Source organism: Yersinia sp. 22-579 (genome assembly GCF_030433455.1).
Classification (GTDB): Bacteria; Pseudomonadota; Gammaproteobacteria; order Enterobacterales; family Enterobacteriaceae; genus Yersinia; species Yersinia enterocolitica.
The window spans coordinates 122521-139804 of the sequence record NZ_JAUJTZ010000003.1; the positions used below are offsets into that span (position 1 = coordinate 122521).

Consider the following 17284-nt stretch of genomic DNA (forward strand, 5'->3'; position numbering starts at 1 on the left):
AGGTAACGCATGAAAGCAGCGCGCCCCGGGAAGTTAAAGCGCCAGGAAGAACAAGCCAGCTTTATAAGCTGGCGTTTTGCGTTGCTGTGCGGCTGTATTTTGCTGGCATTGGTCGGCTTGATGTTGCGTACTGCTTATCTGCAAGTGATTAATCCCGATAAGCTGGTGCGCGAGGGTGATATGCGCTCATTGCGAGTACAGGAAGTCCCTACTGCGCGTGGCATGATAAGTGATCGCTCTGGCCGACCACTGGCGGTCAGTGTGCCTGTTAACGCTGTTTGGGCCGACCCCAAAGAGTTGACTGAACGCGGTGGCATTACTCTCGATACCCGCTGGAAAGCCCTGTCTGATGCTTTGGAAATCCCATTAGATCAACTGGCGACGCGCATTAATGCTAACCCGAAAGGGCGCTTTGTTTATCTGGCTCGCCAGGTCAATCCGGCAATTGGCGACTACATCCATAAGCTGAAATTACCCGGAATCTATTTGCGTCAAGAATCCCGCCGTTACTATCCGGCTGGACAAGTGATGGCACATATCATCGGTGTAACTAACATCGATAGCCAAGGTATTGAAGGTGTAGAAAAAAGTTTTGACCGCTGGCTTACCGGGCAGCCGGGCGAACGCACTGTACGTAAAGACCGTTATGGCCGCGTTATCGAGGATATTTCCTCCGTGGACAGTCAAGCGGCACACAATCTGGTGTTGAGTGTTGATGAGCGCTTGCAGGCGTTGGTATACCGCGAGCTGAACAATGCAGTGGCATTCAACAAAGCAGAGTCGGGGACCGCAGTGCTGGTGGATGTGAATACCGGCGAAGTGTTGGCGATGGCGAACAGCCCATCCTATAACCCGAATAACCTCACCGGTACGCCGAAAGATGCAATGCGTAACCGGGCAATTACCGATATTTTTGAACCCGGCTCGACAGTAAAGCCAATGGTAGTGATGACGGCATTGCAGCATGGCGTTGTGAAAGAGAACAGCGTGCTGAATACCTTGCCGTACTTTGTTAACGGTCACCAGATTAAAGACGTGGCCCGTTATGCCGAGCTATCCGTGACCGGGATCTTGCAGAAGTCGAGTAACGTCGGTGTTTCTAAACTGGCGTTAGCGATGCCATCCTCAGCTTTAGTAGAAACTTACTCAAAGTTTGGGTTTGGGAAAGCGACCAATTTGGGGTTGGTCGGAGAAAGCAGTGGCTTATATCCTAAAAAACAACGGTGGTCTGACATAGAGAGGGCCACCTTCTCTTTCGGCTACGGGCTAATGGTAACACCGTTACAGCTAGCGCGAGTCTATGCAACCATTGGCAGCATGGGGATTTATCGCCCGCTGTCGATTACTAAAGTTGACCCGCCTGTGGCCGGTGAACGCGTCTTCCCTGAACCGCTGGTGCGTACCGTGGTTCATATGATGGAAAGCGTGGCATTACCTGGCGGCGGGGGCACCAAAGCGGCAATCAAAGGCTACCGAATTGCCATTAAAACCGGTACCGCCAAGAAAGTCGGCCCAGATGGCAAATATATGGACCGATATCTCGCTTACACCGCTGGCGTCGCGCCCGCGAGTAACCCTAGATTTGCTCTGGTTGTGGTCATCAATGACCCGCAGGCAGGGAAATATTACGGTGGTGCGGTTTCTGCACCGGTGTTCGGTGCCATCATGGGCGGTGTACTACGCACCATGAACATTGAGCCAGATGCATTACCCACTGGTGATAAAAGCGAATTAGTGACTAATACAAAAGAGGGTTCAGGTGGCAGATCGTAATTTGCGCGACTTACTCGCTCCTTGGGGGCTAGACGTCCCGGAGCGTGCGCTACGGGAAATGACATTAGACAGCCGTGTTGCCGCTGCCGGGGATTTATTTGTCGCTATTGTCGGCCACCAGACGGACGGGCGTCGCTATATCCCGCAAGCCATCGCTCAAGGTGTGGCGGCCGTGGTTGCTGAAGCTGATGGTGTGGCACCGGATGCCAGTATGGTCGAGATGCATGGTGTTCCTGTTATATATCTGCGTAATTTGAATCAGCACTTATCCAAGCTGGCGGGACAATTTTACCATCAGCCGGGTGCCGCATTACGTTTAGTCGGTGTGACCGGAACCAATGGTAAAACCACCACCACTCAATTGCTGGCGCAATGGGCTCAAATGTTGGGCGAAACCAGTGCAGTGATGGGGACGGTTGGCAATGGTCTGCTAGGCCAGGTTATCCCGACTGAGAACACCACCGGCTCAGCGGTTGATATCCAGCATTTGCTCCGCAATCTGGCTGACCAAGGGGCGACTTTTGCCGCGATGGAAGTCTCCTCTCACGGTTTGATTCAGAACCGCGTAGCCGCATTGCCGTTTGCTGCTGCAGTGTTCACTAACTTAAGTCGTGATCATCTGGATTATCACGGCAATATGGCGAGTTACGAAGCAGCAAAATGGCTGTTGTTCTCCACCCATCACTCCGAACACAAAATCATTAATGCTGATGACGAAGTCGGTCGTCGCTGGTTAGGGCCGTTGCCGCAAGCTGTCGCCGTTAGTATGGAAGGCAATATTCCTGTGGGTTGGAATGGCCCATGGCTATCTGCCACTCAGGTTCACTATCACGATAATGGTGCCAGCATTGCTTTTGATTCAAGCTGGGGCGAAGGCCAGTTAGAAAGCCGCCTGATGGGGGCATTCAACGTCAGTAACTTGCTGGTGGCACTGGCAACACTGCTTTCACTGGGTTACCCACTAACACAATTATTAGCTGCCGCACCTCATCTACAACCAGTGTGTGGGCGGATGGAAGTATTTAATGCACCGGGCAAACCGACGGTAGTGGTGGATTATGCCCACACACCGGATGCATTGGAAAAAGCACTGGCAGCGGCGCGTTTACATTGTAAAGGCCAGCTGTGGTGTGTGTTTGGTTGCGGTGGTGATCGTGACAAAGGTAAGCGCCCACTTATGGGCGGTATCGCGGAACAACTGGCTGATCGGGTGGTTGTCACTGATGATAATCCACGTAGCGAAGAGCCGCAGGCGATTGTCGCCGATATCCTCAGTGGATTGCTGGATGCCGGACATGCGCAAGCCATCCATGGGCGCGCAGAAGCGGTGACCAGCGCCATCATGCAAGCTAAAGCCGATGATGTGGTGTTGATTGCCGGCAAAGGGCATGAAGATTATCAACTGGTTGGCAATCGCCGCTTGGATTACTCCGACCGAGTCACCGTCGCGCGTTTGTTGGGGGTGGTGGCATGATTAAGGTCTCACTGCATTTTCTGTCCACGCTGCTGAACGCTGAATATATTGGTCGCGATAGTGCCGATATTACCGAAGTGACCATTGATACCCGTAAGGTCACTCCTGGTTGTTTATTCGTTGCGCTGAAAGGCGAGCGTTTTGATGGACATGACTTTGCAGAAGATGCTGTTGCCGCTGGCGCTGGTGCTTTGCTGGTAAGTAAACACTTACTGGTGGAGGCACCACAATTAGTGGTTAAAGACACCCGCCTGGCATTGGGGCAATTGGCTGCATGGGTGCGCCAGCAAGTGCCTGCCCGAGTGGTAGCCTTGACCGGTTCCTCCGGTAAAACCTCAGTAAAAGAAATGGTTGCGGCGATTTTGCGCCAATGTGGCAAGGTGCTGTATACCGCCGGTAACTTTAATAATGATATCGGCGTGCCGCTGACCTTGCTGCGGCTGACGCCCGAGTATGATTTTGCTGTCATTGAGCTAGGTGCAAACCATATCGGTGAAATTGCCTACACCACGGATTTAAGCCGCCCTGAAAGTGCTTTGGTGAATAATTTAGCTGCCGCACATTTGGAAGGTTTTGGCTCACTGGCCGGAGTGGCTCAAGCCAAAGGCGAGATTTTCGCCGGCTTACCCGCGAATGGTACTGCGATTATTAATGCTGATAGCAATGACTGGCCGCACTGGCAGGAAACATTGCATAACAAGCGCGTATGGCGTTTTGCACCTCTCGGTGCAGAAGATATCGATTTCTTTGCCAGTGACGTGCGTATTACACCAAAAATCACTCATTTCACTCTGCATTCTCCCTTCGGCACGGTGGCTATAGAATTGCCACTGCCGGGGCGGCATAACATTGCCAATGCATTAGCCGCCGCGGCGTTAGCCATGTCGGTCGGCGCTAGTTTAGCTGCCGTTCGTGAGGGGCTGACGCAATTACAGGCCGTACCGGGTCGCTTATTCCCGATTGAACTTGCTGCTGGCAAGTTGCTGCTCGATGACAGCTACAACGCCAATGTCGGCTCCATGACCGCCGCCGCGCAAGTACTGGCTGAAATGCCGGGCTACCGAGTGATGGTGGTGGGTGATATGGGCGAGTTGGGTGAAACCGCAGTCGATTGTCACCGCCAGGTGGGCGAAGCCGCGAAACAGGCGGGCATCGATAAAGTCCTTAGCGTAGGGTCATTAAGCCAGACACTTAGCGATGCAAGCGGGTGCGGCGAACATTTTCAGGATAAGAACACTTTGGCAGCCCGTGTCAGTGAGTTGCTGCTCGAACATCCGGTTATCACCGTCTTAATTAAAGGTTCACGTAGCGCCGCCATGGAAAATGTCGTGCGTGCGTTACAGGAGAAGGCATCATGTTAGTTTGGTTGGCTGAATACTTAGTAAAATTTTATTCGGGTTTTAACGTCTTTTCCTATTTGACGTTCCGCGCCATTGTCAGTCTGTTGACGGCATTAATTATCTCGTTGTGGATGGGGCCGCATCTGATCGCCTATTTGCAGAAATTACAGATTGGTCAAGTCGTCCGTAATGACGGGCCAGAGTCACATTTCAGTAAACGCGGCACCCCAACTATGGGCGGCCTGATGATTTTGTTCTCCATCACTATTTCGGTTCTGATGTGGGCCTACCCATCTAACCCGTATGTGTGGTGTGTGCTGTTTATTCTTATTGGTTATGGGATTGTCGGTTTTATCGATGATTACCGCAAAGTGGTACGTAAAAACACCAAGGGCCTGATTGCTCGCTGGAAATACTTCTGGCAGTCGATCATTGCACTGGCTGCCGCTTTTGCGATGTACAGCATCGGTAAAGATACCCCAGCTACTGAGCTGGTGGTGCCTTTCTTCAAGGACATCATGCCGCAGCTTGGCTTGCTCTATATCCTGCTGGCTTATTTCGTCATTGTGGGCACCAGCAACGCGGTTAATTTGACCGATGGGTTGGATGGTTTGGCGATTATGCCAACGGTATTTGTTGCTGGCGGTTTCGCACTGGTGGCCTGGGCGACCGGTAACGTGAACTTTGCTGCATACCTGCATATTCCTTATCTGCGTCACGCTGGCGAGCTGGTGATTGTTTGCACCGCGATTGTCGGGGCTGGGCTAGGCTTTTTATGGTTCAACACCTACCCGGCACAAGTGTTTATGGGTGATGTTGGCTCGTTGGCATTGGGCGGGGCGCTGGGTACCATCGCGGTATTGCTGCGCCAAGAGTTCTTATTAGTGATTATGGGCGGGGTGTTCGTGGTTGAAACTCTGTCGGTCATCTTGCAAGTCGGTTCCTTTAAGTTACGTGGGCAGCGCATTTTCCGTATGGCCCCGATTCATCATCATTATGAACTTAAAGGCTGGCCAGAACCGCGGGTGATCGTGCGCTTCTGGATTATTTCGCTGATGCTGGTGCTGATTGGCCTGGCGACGCTGAAGGTGCGGTAATTATGGTTGATTATCAGGGTAAGAAAGTCGTCATTATCGGGCTGGGGCTAACCGGCCTTTCCTGCGTTGATTTCTTCATCGCGCGTGGCGTAACACCGCGAGTGATGGATACCCGTATCAATCCACCGGGCCTGGACAAATTACCCGAAAATGTCGAGCGTCATGTTGGTGACTTGAATCAGCAGTGGTTATTGGATGCTGATTTGATTGTTGCCAGCCCCGGTATTGCGTTGGCACATCCTGCTTTGAGTGAAGCCGCGGAAGCCGGTGTTGAGATTGTCGGCGATATCGAGCTGTTCTGTCGTGAAAATCAGGCACCGGTGGTAGCGATTACCGGCTCTAACGGTAAAAGTACCGTCACCACTCTGGTCGGCGAGATGGCGAAAGCGGCTGGCTGGCAGGTTGGCGTAGGGGGCAATATTGGTGTTCCTGCTCTGAACTTACTGAAGCAGCTGACCTTGCAAAAACACGAAAACCAATTGGTGGTGTTGGAATTATCCAGCTTCCAGTTGGAAACCACCTCAAGCCTGCGTGCCAGTGCGGCCACCATACTGAACGTGACGGAAGATCACACTGACCGTTATCCGTTCGGCTTGCAGCAATATCGCGCAGCTAAGCTGCGGGTATATGAAAACGCTAAAGTTTGTGTCGTGAATGCCGATGACGCGCTCACTATGCCAGTTCGTGGTGCTGATAACCGCTGTATCAGCTTTGGGGTGGATGTCGGTGATTACCATTTGAATAAGCAGCAGGGAGAGATCTGGCTGCGGGTTCGTGGTGAGAAGGTGCTGAATACTCGGGAAATGAAATTAACCGGACGGCATAACTATACCAATGCGCTAGCCGCACTGGCATTGGCTGATGCAGTGGGTATTCCGCGCTCATCAAGTTTGAAAGCGTTGACCACGTTCACTGGTTTGCCGCATCGTTTCCAATTGGTGTTTGAACACAACGGCGTGCGTTGGATTAACGACTCCAAAGCCACCAACGTGGGCAGCACAGAAGCGGCTCTGGATGGTTTACAGGTTGATGGCACTTTGCATTTGTTACTGGGCGGCGACGGGAAATCGGCAGATTTCTCCGGGTTAACCCGCTTTTTGCAAGGCGACCATATCAAGATTTACTGTTTTGGGCGTGATGGTGAGCAACTGGCTGAGCTGCGTCCGGAAGTGTCGCAACTGACTGAAACAATGGAACAAGCCATGGTGCTACTGGCGAAATCACTGGCACCGGGCGATATGGTGTTATTGTCACCCGCTTGCGCCAGCTTGGATCAGTTCCGCAGTTTCGAGCAACGTGGTGATGAGTTTGCTCGTCTGGCAGAGGAGTTGGGCTGATGCGTATGCCGGGGCTGGGGCTGTTTAATACCGTAAAACATTTTGTGATGGGGTCGCGCGAAAGCGACACCACCAGCATGGTGCTTTACGACAGAACCTTGCTGTGGCTGACCTTCGGTTTGGCAATTATTGGTTTTGTGATGGTGACATCGGCATCGATGCCAATTGGTCAGCGTCTGGCAGGTGACCCTTTCCTGTTTGCCAAACGTGATGCGCTGTATTTGGCACTGGCATTCGGTTTGTCGCTGGTGACTTTACGTATTCCAATGGATGTCTGGCAGCGCTATAGCAATATTATGTTGCTGATTTCAATTGTGATGTTGCTGGTAGTGCTGGTTGTGGGTAGCTCGGTCAACGGGGCATCCCGCTGGATCTCTCTCGGGCCGTTGCGTATTCAGCCGGCTGAGCTATCTAAGTTATCGCTGTTTTGCTACCTGGCCAGCTATCTGGTACGCAAGGTTGAAGAGGTTCGCAGTAACTTTTGGGGTTTTTGTAAACCCATGGGCGTAATGGTTATTTTGGCCGTATTACTGCTCGCGCAACCCGATTTAGGTACCGTGGTGGTGCTGTTTATCACTACGCTGGCGATGTTGTTTCTGGCTGGTGCCAAAATGTGGCAGTTTTTAGCCATTATCGGTTCTGGTGTGTTTGCCGTTTGCCTGCTAATTGTTGCCGAACCTTACCGTATGCGCCGAGTGACATCATTCTGGAACCCGTGGGCGGATCCCTTCGGCAGTGGTTACCAGTTGACCCAATCGCTGATGGCCTTTGGTCGCGGTGAATTCTGGGGGCAGGGCTTAGGGAATTCAGTGCAGAAACTGGAGTATTTACCGGAAGCACATACTGACTTTATTTTCTCGATTTTAGGCGAGGAACTCGGGTATTTCGGTGTGGTTCTTGCATTGTTAATGGTATTCTTCGTCGCTTTTCGTGCTATGTCCATTGGGCGTCGCGCATTAGAGATAGATCAGCGATTTTCTGGCTTTTTGGCCTGTTCGATTGGTGTCTGGTTTAGCTTTCAGGCGCTGGTTAACGTTGGGGCTGCTGCTGGAATGTTGCCAACCAAAGGTTTGACACTGCCGCTGATAAGTTACGGTGGTTCGAGCCTGATTATTATGTCAACGGCCATAGTGCTGTTGTTACGCATTGATTTTGAAACACGTCTGGCAAAAGCCCAGGCGTTTGTAAGGAGTGCCCGATGAGTGGCAAGACCAAGCGTTTAATGGTGATGGCGGGTGGCACTGGGGGGCATGTCTTCCCCGGTTTGGCCGTAGCTCATCATCTGATGGCGCAAGGCTGGCAGGTGCGTTGGTTAGGCACCGCCGACAGAATGGAAGCGTCATTGGTACCCAAAAACGGTATTGAAATTGATTTTATTGAGATTTCTGGTTTACGCGGTAAGGGCTTGATGGCCCAACTGACCGCTCCTGTGCGTATTTATCGCGCGGTTCGTCAGGCGAAGAAAATCATGCGTGATTACCAACCGGATGTGGTGCTGGGGATGGGCGGTTATGTTTCCGGCCCCGGTGGTTTGGCAGCATGGTTGTGCGGTATCCCGGTGGTATTACATGAGCAAAACGGGATTGCGGGTTTGACTAACCGCTGGCTGGCCAGAATCGCGAAAAAAGTTTTACAAGCATTTCCAGGGGCATTCCCGCACGCCGAAGTGGTGGGTAACCCGGTTCGTACTGATGTATTGGCGCTACCATTACCTGCTGATCGCTTAGCTGGCCGCGAAGGGCCGATTCGGGTGTTAGTTATTGGCGGTAGCCAGGGTGCGCGAGTACTGAATCAAACCTTGCCACAGGTTGCAGCAACATTGGGTGAACAGATAACTATTTGGCATCAGGTGGGTAAAGGCGCATTACCCGATGTGCTGCAAGCCTACCAGCAAGCAGGGCAGGGTGATAAGCATCAGGTAGTTGAGTTTATTGATGACATGGCTGCGGCTTATGCCTGGGCTGATGTGGTGGTTTGCCGTTCCGGTGCGTTGACGGTCAGCGAAGTTGCCGCAGCAGGGTTACCGGCGATTTTTGTGCCGTTCCAACATAAAGACCGGCAGCAATATTGGAATGCATTGCCGCTGGAAAAAGCCGGTGCCGCCAAAATTATCGAACAGCCACAATTTACAGCACAAGCGGTGAGCAACCTGTTAGCCGAGTGGGATCGTCCCACCTTATTAGCGATGGCCGAGCAAGCAAGACTGGTGGCTATTCCTGACGCAACTGAGCGAGTGGCCGCCGAAGTGGTCGCTGCCAGTAAGTGATACAGAAAAGATAGTTACTGAAAAAAAAGATAGTTATCGCTCGCACTTATGCGGGCTATGAATATGTAACAGACAAAAAAGTGAAGAAAAACGTGAATACACAACAACTGGCGAAACTACGTACTATCGTGCCCGAGATGCGTCGCGTCCGGCACATTCACTTTGTTGGCATCGGTGGTGCCGGCATGGGTGGTATCGCTGAAGTGTTGGCAAACGAAGGTTATCAGATTAGCGGTTCAGATTTGGCACCCAATCCGGTCACTCAGCATTTGACTTCATTAGGCGCACAGATTTATTTCCATCACCGTCCAGAGAATGTGCTGGATGCCAGTGTGGTGGTGGTTTCAACAGCAATTTCTGCGGATAACCCGGAGATTGTTGCAGCTCGCGAGGCGCGTATTCCGGTGATTCGTCGTGCTGAGATGCTGGCTGAATTGATGCGTTTCCGTCATGGGATTGCGGTGGCTGGTACGCACGGCAAAACTACCACCACAGCGATGGTTTCCAGCATTTATGCCGAAGCCGGTTTGGACCCAACATTTGTGAATGGCGGTTTAGTTAAAGCGGCGGGCACTCATGCCCGGTTAGGTTCCAGCCGTTATTTGATAGCCGAAGCTGATGAGAGTGATGCGTCATTCCTGCATTTGCAGCCGATGGTGGCGATTGTCACCAACATCGAAGCCGACCATATGGATACTTATCAGGGCGACTTTGAGAATTTAAAACAGACATTTATTAACTTTTTGCACAACTTGCCATTCTATGGCCGTGCGGTGATGTGTATCGACGATCCAGTGGTGCGTGAGTTGTTGCCACGGGTAGGTCGTCATATCACCACCTACGGTTTCAGCGATGACGCCGATGTACAGATCGCCAGCTACCGGCAAGAAGGCCCACAGGGGCACTTCACACTGAAACGACTGGATAAGCCGCTGATGACAGTGACCTTGAATGCACCGGGCCGTCATAACGCGCTAAATGCGGCTGCGGCAGTGGCTGTCGCGACCGAAGAAGGTATTGAAGACGATGACATCCTGCGTGCGCTGGCAGGGTTCCAGGGGACTGGCCGCCGCTTTGATTTTCTTGGCAACTTCCCGCTGGCAGCGGTCAACGGAAAAGAAGGCAGTGCCATGCTGGTGGATGACTATGGTCATCACCCGACAGAAGTGGATGCCACGATTAAAGCCGCACGTGCTGGCTGGCCGGATAAACGTATTGTGATGGTGTTCCAGCCGCACCGTTATACCCGAACACGCGATTTGTATGACGACTTTGCTAATGTTCTGTCGCAAGTTGATGTTTTACTTATGTTAGATGTGTATGCCGCCGGAGAACCGCCAATCCCTGGCGCGGATAGCCGCTCGTTGTGCCGTACCATCCGTAATCGTGGCAAATTGGACCCTATTTTGGTGTCAGACAGCGATACGGTGCCCGAGGTGTTAGCGCAAGTGCTGAATGGCGATGACCTGATTCTGGTTCAGGGCGCAGGCAACATTGGTAAGATTGCCCGTAAATTGGCTGAGCTTAAATTGCAGCCACAGACAAAAGACGAGGAACATCATGGCTGAGAAAGTTGCGGTACTGCTGGGTGGGACCTCTGCTGAACGTGAAGTGTCATTGTTATCAGGCGAGGCGGTATTAGCGGGCTTGAGAGAGGCGGGTATCGATGCTCATGGTATTGATACTAAAGACTTCCCGGTGACACAGCTTAAAGAGCAAGGCTTTGATAAGGTTTTTATCGCTTTGCATGGGCGCGGTGGTGAAGACGGTACGCTGCAAGGAGTGTTGGAGTTTCTGCAACTGCCTTATACCGGCAGTGGTGTGATGGCTTCAGCGCTGACAATGGACAAATTGCGTACCAAATTGGTGTGGCAAGCTTCAGGTTTGCCAATTTCGCCTTATGTCGCGCTAAATCGTCAACAGTTTGAAACACTTTCGTCAGAGGAATTGGCGGCGTGTGTCGCTAAGCTTGGCCTGCCATTAATCGTTAAGCCAAGTCATGAAGGCTCTAGCGTAGGAATGAGTAAGGTTGATCAGGCGAATCAATTGCATTCTGCTCTGGTTGAAGCTTTCCGTCACGACACTGATGTGCTGATTGAGAAATGGTTGAGTGGGCCAGAATTTACCGTCGCGATCCTTGGTAATGATGTTTTACCGTCGATTCGCATTCAGGCTCCCGGTGTGTTTTATGATTATGAAGCTAAATATCTGTCTGATGAGACCCAGTACTTCTGCCCAAGTGGCTTGAGTGCTGAGTTAGAACAACAGTTGGCTGCATTGTCATTACAGGCCTATCAGGCATTGGGTTGCAGCGGCTGGGGCCGAGTTGATGTTATGCAAGATAGCGATGGCCGTTTCTACCTGCTTGAAGTGAATACTTCACCGGGTATGACCAGCCACAGTTTAGTGCCGATGGCTGCCCGCCAATATGGGTTGAGTTTTTCCCAGTTGGTGGCCCGAATTCTGACGTTGGCTGACTGATATGTCGCAAGCTGCCCTAAATGCGCGTGAACGTGCGGCTGAAAACAGCGCAGCCCGGCGCAGTAACGGAGGCCAATTAGCAGGGCTGATTTTCCTGCTGATGGTGCTGGGTACCATCCTCTGGGGGGGCTGGGTGGTAGTAGGTTGGATGAAAGATGCCAGTCGATTGCCACTGTCGAAACTGGTGGTGACCGGTGAGCGCCATTACACCACCAATGACGATATTCGCCAGGCGATTCTGTCATTGGGCGCACCGGGTACCTTTATGACGCAGGATGTCAATATCATCCAGCAGCAGATTGAACGGTTACCTTGGATTCAGCAGGCCAGTGTGCGGAAACAGTGGCCGGATGAGCTGAAGATCCATCTGGTGGAGTATGTGCCTTTTGCCCGCTGGAATGATTTGCATATGGTTGATGAGCAGGGGCGGTCATTCAGTGTGCCGTCTGAGCGAATCGGCAAACAGAAATTGCCATTACTGTATGGCCCGGAGGGCAGTGAACAGGATGTTCTGGAAGGCTACCGGGCAATAAACAAAGTGTTAGCGGCCAATAAGTATCAGCTAAAAATGGTGGCGATGAGTGCCAGACATTCTTGGCAGTTGGCCTTAGATAATGATGTTCGGCTGGAGCTGGGACGGGATGACCGGATGGGGCGTTTGCAACGTTTCATCGAGTTGTATCCGATGTTGCAACAGCAGCCAGATAAACGGGTCAGTTATGTTGATTTGCGATATGAAACAGGGGCTGCAATAGGTTGGGCTCCGGTATTTATCGGCAGTCAGGGTGGTGAGCCACCAGTAAATGGCCAGCAGAACAGTAATCAGCAACAGAATCAGGCACAGGCAAAACAACAATGATCAAGTCGACGGACAGAAAACTGGTAGTAGGTCTTGAGATCGGAACGGCAAAGGTCTCCGCATTGGTAGGGGAAGTTCTGCCCGATGGCATGGTCAATATTATTGGGGTTGGCAGTTGCCCATCCCGTGGCATGGATAAGGGTGGGGTTAACGACCTTGAATCGGTAGTGAAATGCGTTCAGCGCGCTATCGATCAGGCAGAGTTAATGGCGGATTGCCAAATTTCATCTGTATATCTGGCATTATCGGGTAAACATATCAGTTGTCAGAATGAAATAGGGATGGTTCCTATTTCAGAAGAGGAAGTAACTCAGGAAGATGTAGAGAACGTAGTGCATACCGCGAAGTCGGTACGTGTGCGTGATGAGCATCGTATTCTGCACGTTATTCCGCAGGAATATGCCATCGATTACCAAGAAGGCATCAAAAATCCGGTGGGCCTTTCTGGCGTGCGGATGCAGGCTAAAGTGCACCTGATTACCTGCCATAACGATATGGCGAAGAATATTGTTAAAGCGGTGGAGCGTTGTGGTCTGAAAGTGGACCAACTGATTTTCGCCGGTTTAGCGGCAAGTTATGCAGTATTGACCGAAGATGAGCGTGAGCTGGGTGTCTGTGTGGTCGACATCGGCGGCGGTACCATGGATATGGCGGTTTATACCGGTGGGGCGTTGCGCCACACCAAAGTTATCCCTTACGCCGGGAACGTGGTGACTAGCGATATTGCGTATGCCTTCGGGACACCGCCTACAGATGCGGAAGCGATTAAAGTTCGACACGGCTGTGCGCTCGGGTCGATAGTCAGCAAGGACGAAAGTGTAGAAGTGCCAAGTGTTGGCGGACGCCCTCCCCGTAGTCTGCAAAGACAGACGCTCGCTGAGGTTATAGAACCACGCTACACCGAACTGCTGAATTTGGTTAATGACGAAATTTTACAATTGCAGGAGCAATTACGTCAGCAAGGCGTGAAGCATCATCTGGCAGCCGGTATCGTGCTGACAGGCGGAGCGGCACAAATTGATGGTTTGGCTGAATGTGCTCAACGGGTATTTCATGCCCAGGTTCGTATCGGCCAACCGCTCAATATCACCGGGCTGACGGATTATGCACAGGAACCTTATTACTCCACTGCTGTTGGGTTGTTGCACTATGGTAAAGAATCTCATCTCAGTGGTGAGTCAGAAGTAGAAAAACGTGCCTCAGTGGGCAATTGGTTTAAACGCATCAATAGCTGGCTGAGAAAAGAGTTTTAATGTTTCAACAAAGAGATCATGCTGAACATATTTTTTGATCTCGAAGCGACAGGCACAAAACGGAGAGAAACTATGTTTGAACCTATGGAACTAACCAATGACGCGGTGATTAAAGTCATCGGCGTCGGTGGTGGCGGTGGTAATGCCGTCGAACACATGGTGCGCGAGCGCATCGAAGGTGTTGAATTCTTCGCCGTTAATACAGACGCTCAGGCGCTACGTAAGACGGCTGTTGGCCAAACCATCCAGATTGGTAGCGGTATTACCAAAGGTCTGGGTGCTGGCGCGAACCCGGAAGTGGGTCGCAATTCAGCAGAAGAAGACCGTGAAGCTCTGCGTGCAGCCCTTGAAGGCGCAGACATGGTCTTTATCGCCGCAGGCATGGGCGGTGGTACCGGTACTGGTGCTGCTCCTGTTGTTGCTGAAGTGGCAAAAGAACTGGGTATTCTGACAGTTGCTGTGGTTACCAAGCCTTTCAATTTTGAAGGCAAGAAACGCATGGCATTCGCTGAGCAGGGTATTGCTGAATTGTCCAAACATGTGGACTCACTGATCACTATTCCGAACGATAAGTTGTTAAAAGTTCTGGGTCGTGGCATCTCTTTACTGGATGCATTCGGTGCAGCTAACGACGTATTAAAAGGCGCTGTTCAGGGTATCGCCGAGTTGATTACCCGCCCAGGCCTGATGAACGTCGACTTTGCTGACGTGCGCACTGTAATGTCCGAAATGGGTTATGCCATGATGGGCTCAGGTGTGGCTTGCGGTGAAGATCGTGCTGAAGAAGCAGCAGAAATGGCGATTTCCAGCCCGTTGCTGGAAGATATCGACCTGTCTGGCGCTCGCGGCGTGTTGGTCAACATCACTGCTGGTTTCGATTTGCGTTTGGATGAATTCGAAACTGTGGGTAACACCATTCGTGCATTTGCATCCGACAATGCGACCGTCGTTATCGGTACATCGTTAGACCCGGAAATGAACGACGAACTGCGCGTAACTGTGGTTGCAACCGGTATCGGCATGGATAAACGCCCTGAAATCACGCTGGTTACTAACAAGCAGACACAGCCTGTTATGGATCACCGTTACCAGCAGCATGGCATGTCCCCTTTACCTCAGGAAGTTAAGCCTGCAGCTAAAGTGGTCAATGATCCAACTGCTCAAACCAATAAAGAGCCCGATTATTTGGATATTCCGGCATTTTTGCGTAAGCAAGCCGACTAATTTCTGAAAAAATTGGAATCTCCGCTCTTTGTGCTAAACTGTCCCGCCGATCTTGTTATAAGCTTGGTCGGTAGGATGGATAACATTGCGAGATAAAACGATGATCAAACAAAGGACTTTAAAACGTATTGTTCAGGCGACTGGCGTCGGTTTGCACACCGGTAAGAAAGTCACACTGACAATGCGACCCGCGCCGGCTAACACCGGGGTCATCTATCGTCGCACTGACTTGAATCCACCGGTTGATTTTCCGGCAGATGCAAAATCCGTGCGTGATACCATGCTCTGTACTTGCCTGGTCAATGAGCATGACGTGCGTATTTCTACTGTTGAGCATCTCAACGCTGCTCTGGCAGGGTTAGGGATTGATAACATTATTATTGAAGTTAACGCTCCCGAAGTACCGATAATGGATGGTAGTGCCAGTCCATTCGTGTACTTGCTGCTGGATGCGGGTATCGAAGAGTTAAACTCTGCGAAGAAATTCCTGCGTCTGAAAGAGACTGTGCGGGTTGAAGACGGTGATAAATGGGCTGAATTGTCTCCATTCAATGGATTCCGTTTAGATTTCACCATTGATTTTAATCACCCGGCGATTGACTCCAGTACGCAGCGCTATCGTTTAGATTTCTCGGCCGATTCATTCGTCCGTCAAATCAGCCGTGCGCGTACTTTTGGTTTCATGCGTGATATCGAATATTTACAGTCCCGCGGTTTGTGCCTGGGCGGTAGTTTCGATTGTGCCATCGTGGTAGATGATTACCGAGTATTAAACGAAGATGGCCTGCGCTTCGAAGATGAATTTGTTCGTCATAAAATGCTGGACGCCATTGGCGACCTGTTTATGTGTGGCCATAATATTATTGGCGCATTTACTGCGTACAAATCAGGTCATGCATTAAACAACAAGCTATTGCAGGCTGTTTTAGCTAAGCAAGAAGCTTGGGAATTTGTGACGTTCCAAGACGAAGCCGAAATGCCATTGGCCTTCAAAGCTCCGTCTACAGTATTAGCTTACTAAGCTTATTTATCACTTTTGGTTGTGCTGGCACTCTCTCCGGCCAGCGCAGCCAATCGTTCCAATATCGTCCTCAGTTTTTCAGGGCTACGGCTCGCTAATCCTCTTAATTCCTTAGCGCTTTCCAAACTTAACTGACGTAATGGCGGCGATTTCTCAGGATCTTGTGAAGATTTTGCGGCATTCTGCACATGATTATGACCGCTGGCCATTAACGACGGATTAATCCTGATGTCGATTGAAGACAATGATGGTAGAATTTGCGCTCGTAGTGCAGAGAGTAATGCCGGTTGTTCATAGCGCAAGCGCATTAACCAACTGGCGTTCGCGGTCTCTAGCACTAAAACACTCTGGCGATAGTTAGCGACACGGCACCACGGCTGCAATTGTGAAGGGAGCAATCCTTTTACCGCACGGTTAAGTTTTAACAGTGCAGTAGCGCGTTGTTGTACGTTATGCAGCGGTCCGTTTTCTGCTGCAATGGCATCATCGAACAGAACATCTAATAATTGTGGGCGGCTTTCACGCATTGACAAGGCTCCGGCGGATTTTAAACTCGTGATCGGTATTCTAAATCGTTGGCGACAATTTGGCAGACGTTATTTCTGGCCGCATCTTCTGTTGGGGATGGTAGCGGCGAGTCTTGGCGTGCCATCAAACCTGTCTGGCGTTCCTGATCAAGCTGCAATACCGAACACATCATCAAGCCAAAGCCGTCAGAATTACGGTGCGACAAACTTTAGTAGTTTGGCATTGCTGCATGATATGCATCGTCGCCCTTCATTCAGCGTAGACTACTGGCAACAGCATGCACTGCGCACGGTTATTCGTCACCTGTCATTTGCACTGGCACCCCAAGTGGTTTATGCCCGGGTGCAAGAAGTGGCAGAGGCAGAACAAGTACAACCATCACAAATTCAGCAGCTTGCATTGTTGAATACGCTGAATGCGTTACTGACCCACGAGTTCAAACCACCCACTATTATTCGCTATACCGAGCAGATTAAACGGCCTGTTCTTTCGTTGCATAAACCGGGACTTTGGCTTGCACAAGTGCAAGGTATCCGTGCCGGGCCTGCCAATTTCATCTGATTATTTTCTTGGCTTCCCCAATTTTATACAACTTTTGGCCACCGGTTTGGTGGTTTTGTAAGAGATATTA

At 51.1% G+C, this 17284-nt stretch carries 15 protein-coding genes; 14 read left to right on the top strand and 1 reads right to left on the bottom strand.

Annotated features, from left to right (window positions below; all coding sequences use genetic code 11):
- Positions 1–9 precede the first annotated feature (9 nt).
- The 13 genes from QSV56_RS04670 to lpxC all read left to right on the top strand — a co-directional run bounded on the left by QSV56_RS04670 (position 10) and on the right by lpxC (position 16125).
- Complete coding sequence (locus QSV56_RS04670; protein ID WP_005156878.1) at positions 10–1773, top strand: peptidoglycan glycosyltransferase FtsI; 1764 nt, start codon at positions 10–12, stop codon at positions 1771–1773.
- A complete protein-coding gene (murE, locus tag QSV56_RS04675) occupies positions 1760–3247 on the top strand; it encodes a UDP-N-acetylmuramoyl-L-alanyl-D-glutamate--2,6-diaminopimelate ligase (protein WP_046051599.1) in 1488 nt (495 codons plus the stop codon). The genes QSV56_RS04670 and murE overlap by 14 nt, the downstream gene beginning before the upstream one ends.
- Positions 3244–4608: a UDP-N-acetylmuramoyl-tripeptide--D-alanyl-D-alanine ligase gene (gene murF / locus QSV56_RS04680; RefSeq protein ID WP_046051598.1), complete on the top strand. Its 1365-nt coding sequence runs from the start codon at positions 3244–3246 to the stop codon at positions 4606–4608. Before murE ends, murF begins: the two co-directional genes overlap by 4 nt.
- Positions 4602–5684, top strand: a complete 1083-nt coding sequence (mraY, locus tag QSV56_RS04685; RefSeq protein WP_005156870.1) for a phospho-N-acetylmuramoyl-pentapeptide-transferase — start codon at positions 4602–4604, stop codon at positions 5682–5684. Before murF ends, mraY begins: the two co-directional genes overlap by 7 nt.
- A gap of 2 nt (positions 5685–5686) precedes the next feature.
- Positions 5687–7021: a UDP-N-acetylmuramoyl-L-alanine--D-glutamate ligase gene (murD, locus tag QSV56_RS04690; RefSeq protein ID WP_050159135.1), complete on the top strand. Its 1335-nt coding sequence runs from the start codon at positions 5687–5689 to the stop codon at positions 7019–7021.
- A complete protein-coding gene (gene ftsW / locus QSV56_RS04695) occupies positions 7021–8223 on the top strand; it encodes a cell division protein FtsW (RefSeq protein WP_005156865.1) in 1203 nt (400 codons plus the stop codon). The genes murD and ftsW overlap by 1 nt, the downstream gene beginning before the upstream one ends.
- Positions 8220–9287, top strand: a complete 1068-nt coding sequence (gene murG, locus QSV56_RS04700; protein WP_046051596.1) for an undecaprenyldiphospho-muramoylpentapeptide beta-N-acetylglucosaminyltransferase — start codon at positions 8220–8222, stop codon at positions 9285–9287. The genes ftsW and murG overlap by 4 nt, the downstream gene beginning before the upstream one ends.
- Before the next feature lie 92 nt (positions 9288–9379).
- Entirely contained in the window at positions 9380–10855 is a 1476-nt protein-coding gene (gene murC / locus QSV56_RS04705; protein ID WP_019080508.1) for a UDP-N-acetylmuramate--L-alanine ligase, read from the top strand.
- On the top strand, positions 10848–11768 hold the full coding sequence (locus QSV56_RS04710) for a D-alanine--D-alanine ligase (protein WP_019080507.1): 921 nt from the start codon (positions 10848–10850) through the stop codon (positions 11766–11768). The genes murC and QSV56_RS04710 overlap by 8 nt, the downstream gene beginning before the upstream one ends.
- A 1-nt stretch (position 11769) precedes the next feature.
- Positions 11770–12627 carry a cell division protein FtsQ gene (gene ftsQ / locus QSV56_RS04715; RefSeq protein WP_019080506.1) on the top strand — a complete coding sequence of 286 codons (858 nt, stop codon included), beginning with the start codon at positions 11770–11772 and terminating at the stop codon, positions 12625–12627.
- Positions 12624–13880 (top strand): cell division protein FtsA, encoded by a 1257-nt coding sequence (gene ftsA / locus QSV56_RS04720; RefSeq protein WP_002210431.1) that lies wholly within the window; start codon positions 12624–12626, stop codon positions 13878–13880. The genes ftsQ and ftsA overlap by 4 nt, the downstream gene beginning before the upstream one ends.
- A 72-nt stretch (positions 13881–13952) precedes the next feature.
- The gene (gene ftsZ, locus QSV56_RS04725) at positions 13953–15104 is read left to right on the top strand and encodes a cell division protein FtsZ (protein WP_004389003.1); all 1152 of its coding nucleotides are present in this window, start codon (positions 13953–13955) and stop codon (positions 15102–15104) included.
- Between the two features lie 100 nt (positions 15105–15204).
- Positions 15205–16125 (top strand): UDP-3-O-acyl-N-acetylglucosamine deacetylase, encoded by a 921-nt coding sequence (gene lpxC / locus QSV56_RS04730; RefSeq protein ID WP_004389005.1) that lies wholly within the window; start codon positions 15205–15207, stop codon positions 16123–16125.
- 2 nt (positions 16126–16127) lie between these two features.
- Here lpxC and QSV56_RS04735 read toward each other — a convergent pair whose 3' ends face one another.
- On the bottom strand, positions 16128–16652 hold the full coding sequence (locus tag QSV56_RS04735; protein ID WP_019080505.1) for a DUF721 domain-containing protein: 525 nt from the start codon (positions 16650–16652) through the stop codon (positions 16128–16130).
- 28 nt (positions 16653–16680) lie between these two features.
- Here QSV56_RS04735 and secM point away from each other — a divergent pair, with 28 nt between their 5' ends.
- Positions 16681–17214 carry a secA translation cis-regulator SecM gene (secM, locus tag QSV56_RS04740; RefSeq protein WP_019083972.1) on the top strand — a complete coding sequence of 178 codons (534 nt, stop codon included), beginning with the start codon at positions 16681–16683 and terminating at the stop codon, positions 17212–17214.
- The last annotated feature ends 70 nt before the right edge of the window (positions 17215–17284 follow it).

Excerpts from the sequence above, each read along its gene's own strand:
- ftsA (WP_002210431.1), top strand. The coding sequence starts at position 12,624 with ATGATCAAGTCGACGGACAGAAAACTGGTAGTAGGTCTTGAGATCGGA.
- ftsQ (WP_019080506.1), top strand. The coding sequence starts at position 11,770 with ATGTCGCAAGCTGCCCTAAATGCGCGTGAACGTGCGGCTGAAAACAGC.
- QSV56_RS04710 (WP_019080507.1), top strand. The coding sequence starts at position 10,848 with ATGGCTGAGAAAGTTGCGGTACTGCTGGGTGGGACCTCTGCTGAACGT.
- QSV56_RS04735 (WP_019080505.1), bottom strand. The coding sequence starts at position 16,652 with ATGCGTGAAAGCCGCCCACAATTATTAGATGTTCTGTTCGATGATGCC.
- ftsW (WP_005156865.1), top strand. The coding sequence starts at position 7,021 with ATGCGTATGCCGGGGCTGGGGCTGTTTAATACCGTAAAACATTTTGTG.
- murF (WP_046051598.1), top strand. The coding sequence starts at position 3,244 with ATGATTAAGGTCTCACTGCATTTTCTGTCCACGCTGCTGAACGCTGAA.
- lpxC (WP_004389005.1), top strand. The coding sequence starts at position 15,205 with ATGATCAAACAAAGGACTTTAAAACGTATTGTTCAGGCGACTGGCGTC.
- ftsZ (WP_004389003.1), top strand. The coding sequence starts at position 13,953 with ATGTTTGAACCTATGGAACTAACCAATGACGCGGTGATTAAAGTCATC.
- murD (WP_050159135.1), top strand. The coding sequence starts at position 5,687 with ATGGTTGATTATCAGGGTAAGAAAGTCGTCATTATCGGGCTGGGGCTA.
- murG (WP_046051596.1), top strand. The coding sequence starts at position 8,220 with ATGAGTGGCAAGACCAAGCGTTTAATGGTGATGGCGGGTGGCACTGGG.
- QSV56_RS04670 (WP_005156878.1), top strand. The coding sequence starts at position 10 with ATGAAAGCAGCGCGCCCCGGGAAGTTAAAGCGCCAGGAAGAACAAGCC.
- mraY (WP_005156870.1), top strand. The coding sequence starts at position 4,602 with ATGTTAGTTTGGTTGGCTGAATACTTAGTAAAATTTTATTCGGGTTTT.